The 9,856-nt window shown below is 71.7% G+C and carries 10 protein-coding genes; 4 read left to right on the top strand and 6 right to left on the bottom strand.

Features of this window, described 5'->3' with window-relative positions:
• Window positions 1-82 precede the first annotated feature (82 nt).
• From K2X24_RS21995 to K2X24_RS22005, 3 genes are all read right to left on the bottom strand, one after another.
• Window positions 83-1,081 (bottom strand): TIM44-like domain-containing protein, encoded by a 999-nt coding sequence (locus K2X24_RS21995; RefSeq protein ID WP_292501121.1) that lies wholly within the window; start codon window positions 1,079-1,081, stop codon window positions 83-85.
• 136 nt (window positions 1,082-1,217) lie between these two features.
• Window positions 1,218-2,294: an ATP-binding protein gene (locus K2X24_RS22000; RefSeq protein WP_292501139.1), complete on the bottom strand. Its 1,077-nt coding sequence runs from the start codon at window positions 2,292-2,294 to the stop codon at window positions 1,218-1,220.
• A gap of 127 nt (window positions 2,295-2,421) precedes the next feature.
• Entirely contained in the window at window positions 2,422-3,054 is a 633-nt protein-coding gene (locus K2X24_RS22005; protein ID WP_238278779.1) for a helix-turn-helix transcriptional regulator, read from the bottom strand.
• Window positions 3,055-3,260: 206 nt separating this feature from the next.
• Here K2X24_RS22005 and K2X24_RS22010 point away from each other — a divergent pair, with 206 nt between their 5' ends.
• Entirely contained in the window at window positions 3,261-3,632 is a 372-nt protein-coding gene (locus K2X24_RS22010) for a DUF952 domain-containing protein (RefSeq protein WP_292501122.1), read from the top strand.
• A 30-nt stretch (window positions 3,633-3,662) separates the two neighbouring features.
• Window positions 3,663-4,742 carry a quinone-dependent dihydroorotate dehydrogenase gene (locus tag K2X24_RS22015; RefSeq protein WP_292501124.1) on the top strand — a complete coding sequence of 360 codons (1,080 nt, stop codon included), beginning with the start codon at window positions 3,663-3,665 and terminating at the stop codon, window positions 4,740-4,742.
• Here K2X24_RS22015 and K2X24_RS22020 read toward each other — a convergent pair.
• Window positions 4,739-5,050 (bottom strand): hypothetical protein, encoded by a 312-nt coding sequence (locus K2X24_RS22020; RefSeq protein WP_292501127.1) that lies wholly within the window; start codon window positions 5,048-5,050, stop codon window positions 4,739-4,741. The genes K2X24_RS22015 and K2X24_RS22020 overlap by 4 nt on opposite strands.
• 305 nt (window positions 5,051-5,355) lie before the next feature.
• Here K2X24_RS22020 and K2X24_RS22025 point away from each other — a divergent pair, with 305 nt between their 5' ends.
• The gene (locus K2X24_RS22025) at window positions 5,356-7,668 is read left to right on the top strand and encodes an FdhF/YdeP family oxidoreductase (protein ID WP_292501129.1); all 2,313 of its coding nucleotides are present in this window, start codon (window positions 5,356-5,358) and stop codon (window positions 7,666-7,668) included.
• Window positions 7,665-7,985, top strand: a complete 321-nt coding sequence (locus tag K2X24_RS22030) for a hypothetical protein (protein ID WP_292501131.1) — start codon at window positions 7,665-7,667, stop codon at window positions 7,983-7,985. Before K2X24_RS22025 ends, K2X24_RS22030 begins: the two co-directional genes overlap by 4 nt.
• A gap of 149 nt (window positions 7,986-8,134) precedes the next feature.
• Here K2X24_RS22030 and K2X24_RS22035 read toward each other — a convergent pair whose 3' ends face one another.
• Window positions 8,135-9,241 (bottom strand): alkene reductase, encoded by a 1,107-nt coding sequence (locus K2X24_RS22035; protein WP_292501134.1) that lies wholly within the window; start codon window positions 9,239-9,241, stop codon window positions 8,135-8,137.
• Between the two features lie 136 nt (window positions 9,242-9,377).
• Window positions 9,378-9,856 (bottom strand): response regulator (locus K2X24_RS22040; RefSeq protein ID WP_292501136.1); only part of this gene is annotated, 479 nt, incomplete at its 5' end.

Consider the following 9,856-nt stretch of genomic DNA (forward strand, 5'->3'; position numbering starts at 1 on the left):
GGAAACCGTATGAGATGGAAAAGGGGCCGCGCGGATCTGTCCGCGCGGCCCCTCTCGTTCGATCTTGGGTGAACCCTGGCGCTCAGCGTCCCTGCTGGATGGCCGAGAGGATCCAGCGGCCGCCGCGCTCGCGCACGAAGGTCCAGAGCTCCACGGCCTCCGGCTCGCCGGTCTCGACCACCCGGTCGGTGCGGCGGTCGACGGTCACGTCCTTGATGGCGTAGCGCATCGCCACGGTGGCGTACTCGGCATTGCCCTCGCCCCAGGACTCCGACAGGTCGCCCTGGAGGAGCTTCACGTCCGAGATCCGGTTGACGACGCCGCGCGCCTGGTTGGCCTGCAGTTCCTCGATGAAGTAGCCGGCCATCTCGGGGGTCGCGAAGTTGCGGAGCGCCGCGGCGTCCTCACGGCCATAGGCCGCCTGGATGTCGTTGAGGGCGATCTCGAAGCTCTGGAAGTCGCCGGGTCCGATCTGGACCGGACGCGCCGCCGCAGGCTGCACGGGGGCCGGACCACGCTGGGGGTTCGCGCCGAGGGGCATGCCACCCATGGAACCGCCCGAGGGACCGTTCACCGGACCACCCATCGGGCCGGGTGCGTCGAGGTTCGAACGCGCGTGACCGGCCGCGGCGGGCGTGCCCTGACGGCGGCGGAACCAGCGCACCGCGAAGGCCACCAGCATGACGACGAGGCCGACCTGGAGGATCAGGCCGAGGAAGGACATGATGCCGCCGAGGCCGCCGAAGAAGCCGCCGCCGAGCAGAGCGCCGAGCAGGCCGGCGCCGAGGAGGCCCGCCATGAAGCCGCCGCCGAAGCGACGGCCGGGCTGGGCGGCCTGATTCATGCCGGGATTGCCCATGGCCGGGCCGGGCTGGGTCTGCGTCCGCTGGATCGGCGCGGCCGCACCCGGGGCCGTCGTGGTGGCGGAGGGCGCCGAGTCGGTGCGGGAACCGCGCGAGCCCATGCCACCGCTGCTGCCGCTTCCGGGACGCGCCTCGACGACGGGCGCGGCGAGGGCCAACGCCGCGGCGAGCGCGAGGATGGACGCCGCGCGCTTGCGACGAGTGGTGGAGGTGAGCATGAAGACGCCTCTGGTGACGAATGGGACGGTCCAAGGACCTGACAACGGGCTCGGCGCGAACGCCGCTCCTGCATATGGTGACGTTCCAGTGTGGGTTTTAGTCCGTCCGGACGCCGCCTTTTACGATTCGCCCGCCTCAGACCACGGCCGGGAAGACGAGGCGGACCACGGCGCCCTCCCCGGGCTTCGAATCGATCGAGACCGTGCCGTTCTGGCGCTTCATCAGCCCGTGCACGATGGCGAGCCCCGTGCCCCGCCCGGCTTCCCGGCTGGTGATGAACGGCGCGAGGGCCCGCGCCGCCATCTCGGGCGACATGCCCGGCCCCTCGTCCGTCACCGTGATGCCGACGGCGCCGTCCCCGGGCCGTTGCAGGCCACGGTCGCCCGGCGGCACCGCGAAGGTCGCCACGACGATGCGCCCGGGCTCGGCCATGGCCTCGCAGGCATTGGCCACGATATGGGTCAGCGCCAGATCCACCTGGGTCGGATTGCCGAGCCCGCAGGCAAGGCCGGGCGAGGTCCGGATCTCCAGGGTGATCCGCGTCGGCAGGGTTGGGCCGACCCGGGCCCCGAAATCCTCGATCAGGCGGTTCAGGTCCACGGGGCGGACGTCGGGCGCGATGCGGCGCGAGAAGGCGAGCAGCTGGCGGGTCAGGATCGTCGCCCGCTCGGCGGCGTCGGTGGAGCGCAGGATCGCCCGCTGGATGAAGGGCTCCTCGCGGTCGCCGAGGCGGCGCTTCAGGCCGTCGATGTAGCCGATCAGGATCTGGAGGAAGTTGTTGAACTCGTGCGCCACGCTGTTGGTCAGGAGACCGAGCGCCTCGCGCTGGCGCGAGAGCAGGAGCGCGCCCTCGGCGTCCCGCCGCCGCGTCACGTCGATGACCTGGGCGATGCGGTACGGCGTCCCGGGCACCGGCGCCACGAGGACCTGCGCCCACCAGGCCGCGCCGCCCGCCGCATGCGCCAGGATCTCGACGCCTTCCGGCCGCTCGCCGGTCAGGGCCGCCTGCAGGATCGCGCGGGTCTCGCGGTCCCCGTCCGGGCGCAGCGCCGCCCAGAGATCCCCGCCGGTGACGGCCGCCGGCTCGCGTCCGGTCAGGGCGAGGAGCGACGGATTGGCCAGGACGACGCGGTGCCCGTCATCGGCCGGTTCCAGCAGGAGGGCCGGCACGGCGGACGCGGTGAGCAGCGCCGCGAGGCCCGCCTCCGGCATCGTCTGCGCAACGGGGTCGTGGTTTCCGGGGGATGCCATGGCCTGTCCGCCGATGCGGGGCGCGGGCGCCCCTCGGGCCGCAAGGCATAGCCCCTTAGCGGAGACGCGGCAAAGCTTGCGCGCGGCCCTATTGGCGCACCCACATCACCCGGCCGATCCAGGCGATGTCGCTGACATTGACGAGGCGGTCGTCATGCTCGGGGTTGAGGGACGCGAGCTCGATGGTGCGCGCCGTCTTGCGCTTGAGTTCCTTGGCCAGGACCTCCCCGGCGGAGAGGCGCACCACCACGCGGTCGCCCTTGCGGACGCTGGCGGTCGGCGAAACGATGAGGATGTCGCCGTCGCGGTAGAGCGGCATCATCGAATCGCCCTGCACCTCCAGCGCGAAGGCGCGGTCGTCTCCGAGATCGGGAAACTCGATCTCCTCCCAGCCGGGCCCGCCGGTCGGCATGCCCTCTTCGGTGAACAGGCGACCGGCGCCGGCCTGCGTCATGCCGACGAGCGGGATCATCGTGCGCGGCGGGCCGCCCCGCGCCTCGATCAGCCGCAGGAAGTCGTCGAGGCTGGCACCCGTCGCGGCCAGGACCTTGGAAATCGATTCGGTGGAGGGCCAGCGCTTGCGCCCGTCGGGACCGATTCGCTTGGAACGGTTGAAGCTCGTCGCGTCGAGCCCGGCCCGCCGCGCGAGGCCGGAGGCGGAGAACCCATGACGCTCGGCCAAGCGGTCGATCGCGGTCCAAATCTGCTCGTGAGACAACATCGGAGTCTCGAGACGCGCTACGGCTAAGACGACCAGCCTAGAACTAGGAAAGTAGAACTAATCTGTTGGAATGGCAATACCCGCCCGTGTCTGAAAAATCAGTCACGCTCCCCATGAAACAGTCGGACCGACTTGCGCCCCAGGGTTGCGCGATGCTTTCCCTGCGCCCGTTTGATCACCTTGCCGAAACCCGTTAGGGAGCGCGGATGCCGCTCATTTACAAGATCTGTCCCCGCGAACTCTGGCGCGACGCCGAGGCGCTCGGCCGATTCACCGGCGCACCGGTCGATCATGCGGACGGGTATATCCACTTCTCCACCGCCGACCAAGCGGTCGAGACGGCGGCCCGGCACTTCGCCGGCGCGGACGACCTCGTCCTCGTCTCGGTGGAGGCCGATGCGCTCGGCCCGGCCCTGCGCTACGAGCCGTCCCGGGGCGGCGCCCTGTTTCCCCACCTCTACGCCGACCTGCCGCTGACGGCGGTGCGGGCGGTGGTGGACCTGCCGCTCGGGGCGGACGGCAGACATGTCTTTCCGCACGTGTTTCCGGATGCGCTGCGGGCCGGCGGCCCGGCGTGAGGCCGTTTCCCCGCTGATCGGAGTGCGAACGTGATCAACGCGCTGTTTCCCCTGGCCCGGCCGCTGCTGCACAGCCTCGACGCGGAGACCGCCCACAACCTGACCCTGCGGGGCCTGGCCGCCCTGCCCCCGCGCCGTCCGCGGGCCGACGACCCGCGCCTCGCGGTGGATGTGCTGGGGCGCCGTTTCCCGAACCCGGTCGGGCTCGCCGCCGGCTTCGACAAGGGCGCCGAGGTGCCCGACGCGCTCCTCGGCCTCGGCTTCGGCTTCGTGGAGGTGGGCGGCGTGGTGCCGAAACCCCAGCCCGGCAATCCGCGCCCGCGGGTGTTCCGGCTGCCCCGGGACAACGCGGTCATCAACCGGTTCGGGCTGAACAGCGAGGGCCTCGACGTCGTGCGCGCGCGCCTCGCCGCCCGGAACGGCCGCGGGGGCCGGATCGGGGTCAATATCGGCGCGAACAAGGATTCGACGGACCGGCTGGCCGACTACGTCGCGTGTACCCGCGCGCTCGCCCCGCTCGTCGATTTCGTCACCGTCAACGTCTCGTCGCCCAACACGCCCGGCCTGCGCGACCTTCAGGGCGAGGCCTTCCTCGACGAATTGCTGGCCCGCGTGGTCGAGGCGCGCGACGCGGTGCATCCCGACACCGCGATCCTTCTGAAGATCGCGCCGGACATCACCCTGGAGGCCCTCGACGCGATGGCGGCGACCGCCCTGCGCCGGGGCGTCCAGGCCCTCGTCGTCTCGAACACCACCATCGCGCGGCCCGCGAGCCTGCGCGAGGCCGGCCTCGCCAAGGAGACCGGAGGCCTCTCGGGCCGTCCGCTCTTTACGGCCGCGACCCGCCTCCTGGCCGAGACCTACCTGCGCGTCGGCGGTCGGATTCCGCTGGTCGGCGTCGGCGGCATCGATTCCGCGGAAGCCGCCTGGACCAAGATCCGCGCGGGCGCCAGCCTCGTGCAGCTCTATTCCAGCCTCGTCTATGCGGGCCCGGGCCTGATTCCCGAGATCAAGGCGGGCCTTCTCGACCGCCTGAAGGCCGAGGGCGCCGCCAGCCTCGCGACGGTCGTCGGGCGCGACGCGGCGGCCCTGGCCAGGATGCCGGTCTAGCGCGTCCGCCGGGGTTTTTCGGGCGACGCGCGCCGCCGCCCCGTTCCCACCAGCACGGCAGCCCCCGCCGCGAGGCCGAGGAGGACCCACTTCAAGGGAAGCCGGGCCGCCTGTTCGCTCGGCAGGGGTTCGACCACCATGCGCCCCGGGGCGATCTCGACGCCGGGTTTGCCGTAAGCCTGCGCGTCGGCGATCTGCTCGGCCGAGACGGCCCATTCGGCGCCGATCTGGCGATCGTGGGCCATCACCGCGACGCCGACCGCGAGGGCGACGGCCGCCGCCGCGAAGATCCTCACCGGCGTCCTCATGTCCCGCGCTCCCGCATACCGGGCGTCCTCGCCTTCGGTTCGGACCGAGGGTTAGGCGATCGGCCGGCGCTTCACCAGGGACCCCGGGCCGGGATCGGAGGCCTGGTTTTCCGCATCGCGGCCTGGAACGGTTTCAACCGGCTCATCGGCCGCTCTGCAAAAAACGCATGCTACCCCGAACGGCATGACTGGCCTGCGTTTTCGCACGATTGAGCGCCCGCTTCGCATCGCGATATCGCAACCGGCGCCACGGCTCCGCTTCGCGTCCGATCCTCGGTCGCGCGTGCCCGTCCCAGGACCCGTTCATGGATCACCCGGTCACGCCCCCCGAGCGTACGTCCACCAAGCGCTCGTCCGCCGCGGGCGGCTGGGGCGCCCTGAAGAGCTGCGGCAAGCATCTTCTCGGCAGCCGGGCCCCGCTTTCGGGCGCCCGCGCGATGCTGAAGGCCAACCAGCCCGACGGCTTCGACTGCCCGGGCTGCGCCTGGGGCGATCCGGAGCACGGCTCCTCCTTCGAGTTCTGCGAGAACGGCGTGAAGGCCGTCTCCTGGGAGGCCACCGACAAGCGCACGCCGCCGGCGTTCTTCGCCCGCCACACCGTGACCGAACTGCGCGGCTGGACCGACTACGCCCTGGAGGGCGAGGGGCGCCTGACGCACCCGATGCGCTACGACGCCGCGCGCGATCGCTACGTCGCCACCACCTGGGACGCGGCCTTCGCGGAGATCGGCGCCACCCTGCGGGGGCTCGACCATCCGGACCAGGCCGAGTTCTACACCTCGGGCCGCGCCTCCAACGAGGCCGCCTACCTCTATCAGCTCTTCGCCCGGCACTACGGCACCAACAACTTCCCCGACTGCTCCAACATGTGCCACGAGGCCAGCGGCATCGCCCTGCAGGCGGCCATCGGCGTCGGCAAGGGCACGGTGCTCCTGGAGGATTTCGAGAAGGCCGACGCGATCTTCGTGGTGGGTCAGAATCCCGGCACCAACCATCCCCGCATGCTCGGCGACCTGCGGCGCGCGGCCCAGCGCGGCGCGAAGGTCGTGGTGTTCAACCCCGTGCGCGAGCGCGGGCTGGAGCGCTTCGCCGACCCGCAGAACACCGTGGAGATGCTGCGCGGCGCCAGCGCGCCGGTGGCGAGCCACTACTACCAGCCGCGCCTCGGCGGCGACATGGCGGCGTTCCGGGGCATCGCCAAGGCGGTGTTCGCGGCCGACGACGCGGCGCTCGCCGCATCCAAGCCGTCCCGCCTCGACCGGACTTTCCTGCGCAACCACACGGCGGCGTTCGAGGCCTACCGGGCCGCCGTCGATGCCACGTCCTGGGACGCGATCGAGGACCAGTCCGGCCTGAGCCGGGCCGAGATCGAGACCGCGGCCGAGGTCTATCTCGCCGCCGACAAGGTGATCTGCACCTGGGCGATGGGCGTGACCCAGCACCGCCACTCGGTGGCCACCGTCCGCGAGCTCGCCAACGTCATGCTCCTGCGCGGCCATATCGGGCGCCCCGGCACCGGCCTCTGCCCCGTGCGCGGCCACTCGAACGTGCAGGGCGACCGCACGGTCGGCATCAACGAGAAGCCCCCGGCCGCCCTGCTCGACGCGCTCGAGCGGGAATTCGGCTTCGCCGCCCCGCGCCGGCACGGGCACAACGTGCTGGCCGCCATCGGCGCCATGCTCGACGGCTCGGCCAAGGCCTTCATCGGCCTCGGCGGAAACTTCGCCCGCGCGACGCCCGACACCACCCTGGTGTCCAAGGCGCTGGCCTCCTGCGAACTGACCGTCCACATCGCGACGAAGCTCAACCACGCGCACCTCCTGCCGGGCCGCGTCGCCTACCTGCTGCCCTGCCTCGGCCGCACCGAGATCGACCGGAACGCGAAGGGCAAGACCCAGATCGTCACGGTCGAGGATTCCATGAGCATGGTCCACGGCTCGGGGGGCATCAACAAGCCGGCCTCGCCGGAACTGCGTTCCGAGATCGGCATCATCGCCGGGATGGCGGCCGCGACGGTCGGCTCGGAGCGGGTCGACTGGGCGGCGCTCGCCGACGATTACGACCGCATCCGCGACCTGATCGAGCGCACGATCCCGGGCTTTGCCGGCTACAACCTGCGCGTCCGGCGCCCACGCGGCTTCATGCTGAAGAACCTCGCCGCCGAGCGCAGCTTCGAGACGCCGACCGGCCGGGCCAACTTCGCCGCCGGCCCGCTCCCGGAGGCGACGGAGCACCAGCAGGCGCGGCGCGCGACGGATACCTTCGTGCTCCAGACCTTCCGCAGCCACGACCAGTACAACACCACGATCTACGGCCTCGACGACCGCTATCGCGGCGTCTACGGCGAGCGCCGGGTGGTCTTCGCCCATCCGGACGATCTCGCAGAGATCCGCGCGCGGACCGGCGACCGGGTCGACATCGTCGGCACCCATGCGGACGGCGTCACGCGGGTCGCGGAGGATTTCCGCCTCGTGCCGTTCGACATGCCGCGCGGGTCGCTGGCCGGCTACTATCCGGAACTCAACGTGCTCGTACCGCTCTCGACCTACGGTGAGGAGAGCGACACGCCGACCTCGAAGTCGGTGCTGGTCCGCCTGCGGGCGCCGGCGGCCGCGTGAGCGAACCGCCGGAGCGGACCGAAGGGGAACTGGCCGAGACCTTCCTGGCGGCCACCGATTCGGTTGCCGCCCTCCAGCCCGGCCTCTCGACCCTGGAGGCCGGGGTTCTGGCCGCCCTCCATCTCGACCTCGCCCACGACAGCCGCAGCTTCGCGCGGGTGTTCGGGATCGAGCACGCCCTGGTGCTTCGCGCCGTGGAGACGCTGGCGAGCGAGGCCGGCCTGCTCACCCTCCGGGAGCGGAACGCGCGGACCCAGCGCACCCGCTACGGCGTCAGCCCGGCGGGGGATGCGGTGCTGGCGCAGCTGCACGGATGACGCTCGGGTAACGGGTGTTCCCGCAAGAGGGCGGCGCCCGCCCCACCGAATGTCGCGGATGCTCGCCGGGCCTTCCCTTTCCCGTCTGCCCTCTCCCAGCTGCGGAGAGAGGGGGGGGCGCACGGTACCCCATGCGCCCTGCCCCGCGCTCAGCGCTTGATCGCCACCGGCCCGTTCATGCCCGGCCAGTCCGAGTAGCCGTTGGCGCCGCCGCCGTACCAGTATTGCTTCGGCGCCTCGGCCAGCGGGGCGCCGGTCTCCAGGCGCTGCACGAGGTCGGGGTTGGCGATGTAGGGGCGGCCGAAGCTGAACAGGTCGGCGCGGCCCTCGGCGAGGTCCTTCTCGGCGAGCTCCAGGGTGTACTGGTTGTTGCCGATATAGGCGCCCTTGAAGCGCTTGCGGATCTGGCCGAAATCGACCGAGTCCGGCACGTCGCGGGTCTGCTGCGTCACGCCCTCGATGGTGTGGACGTAGAGCAGGCCGAAGGCGTTCAGGGCCTTCACGTAGGCGCCGAAGGTCGCCTTCGGGTCGCTGTCGAGGGGCGTCTTGCCGGGCTCGGTGGTGGCCGGCGACAGGCGGATGCCGACGCGGTGGCCGCCGCCCCAGACCTCGGTGACCGCCTTCACCACCGCCAGCGGAAAGCGCAGGCGATTCTCGATGGAGCCGCCGTACTGGTCGGTGCGGTGGTTGGTGGAATCGCGCACGAACTGTTCGAGCAGGTAGTTGTTGGCCGAGTGGATCTCGACGCCGTCGAAGCCGGCGCGCTTGGCGTTCTCGGCGGCGCGGCGGTAATCCTCGACGATGCCCGGGATCTCGTCGGTCTCCAGCGCCCGCGGGGTAACGTGCGGCTGCATGCCGGACTCGGTGAAGGCCGTGCCCTCGGGCTTGAGGGCGGAGGGCGCGACGGGAAGCTGCCCGTCCGGCTGCACGTCGGGATGCGAGATCCGGCCGGTGTGCCAGAGCTGCAGGAAGATCAGGCCGCCATTGGCGTGGACCCCGGCGGTGACGGGCTTCCAGGCCTCGACCTGCGCGTCGCTCCAGATGCCGGGGGTGTAGGCGTAGCCGACCGCCTGGGGCGAGATGTTGGTGGCCTCGCTGATGATGAGGCCGGCATTGGCGCGCTGGGCGTAATAGTCCACGGCGAAGTCGGGCGGCACGCCCTCGGTGGAGGAGCGGCTGCGGGTCAGCGGCGCCATCACGACGCGGTTCTTCAGGGTGAGATCGCCCAGGGTGAAGGGCTCGAGGATCGGGCTCATGCGGTCGGCTGTGTCCTGGCTGGGGCGCGGCGCGCGGGCGCGCCGGGCTTCAGCCGGGACAAGCGGCAGGGCCGGACGGTGTTCCGCCAGGAGGCGTCGGACGTCGCCGCGCGGGGCAGGCCCGCGGGCACCCGCATCAGGCGCGGCGCGCGCGGTCCGGAACGAGCCGCAGGGCCTGGGCCGGTGCCTTGGGAAGGTTCGCCGCGACCTTGCGCTGGAGTTCGCCGCCCCGGAACGGCTTCTGCACGATGCGCTCCGCGTCGACCGCGCCCGCCCGCATCAGGGCCTCGGTGTCGGCATAGCCGGTGGCGAAGATGACGGAGAGTTGCGGCCAGCGCCGGCGGATCTCGCAGGCGACCTCGGCGCCGTTCATGCCCGGCATCGCGAAATCGAGGAGGACGAGGTCGACGCAAGGGTCGGCCTCCAAGGATTGCAGGGCCGCGAGCCCGGAGCCCGCCTCGCGAAGGGTATAGCCGGTCTCGGTCAGGATGGTGGTCGTCACCTCCCGCACGGCGGTGTCGTCGTCCACCACGAGGATGACGGGCCGGTCGCCCGGGCTGCGCCGGGCCGCGCAGTCGACGGGCGCGGCCGGCGCCGCGTCCGGGAGCGCATCGG

The sequence above is a fragment of the Methylobacterium sp. genome, from assembly GCF_019750675.1.
Taxonomy (GTDB): domain Bacteria; phylum Pseudomonadota; class Alphaproteobacteria; order Rhizobiales; family Beijerinckiaceae; genus Methylobacterium.

Coding starts and splice junctions, on each gene's coding strand:
- K2X24_RS21995 (WP_292501121.1), bottom strand. CDS start 1,081: ATGCTCACCTCCACCACTCGTCGCAAGCGCGCGGCGTCCATCCTCGCG.
- K2X24_RS22000 (WP_292501139.1), bottom strand. CDS start 2,294: ATGCCGGAGGCGGGCCTCGCGGCGCTGCTCACCGCGTCCGCCGTGCCG.
- K2X24_RS22005 (WP_238278779.1), bottom strand. CDS start 3,054: ATGTTGTCTCACGAGCAGATTTGGACCGCGATCGACCGCTTGGCCGAG.
- K2X24_RS22010 (WP_292501122.1), top strand. CDS start 3,261: ATGCCGCTCATTTACAAGATCTGTCCCCGCGAACTCTGGCGCGACGCC.
- K2X24_RS22020 (WP_292501127.1), bottom strand. CDS start 5,050: ATGAGGACGCCGGTGAGGATCTTCGCGGCGGCGGCCGTCGCCCTCGCG.
- K2X24_RS22025 (WP_292501129.1), top strand. CDS start 5,356: ATGGATCACCCGGTCACGCCCCCCGAGCGTACGTCCACCAAGCGCTCG.
- K2X24_RS22035 (WP_292501134.1), bottom strand. CDS start 9,241: ATGAGCCCGATCCTCGAGCCCTTCACCCTGGGCGATCTCACCCTGAAG.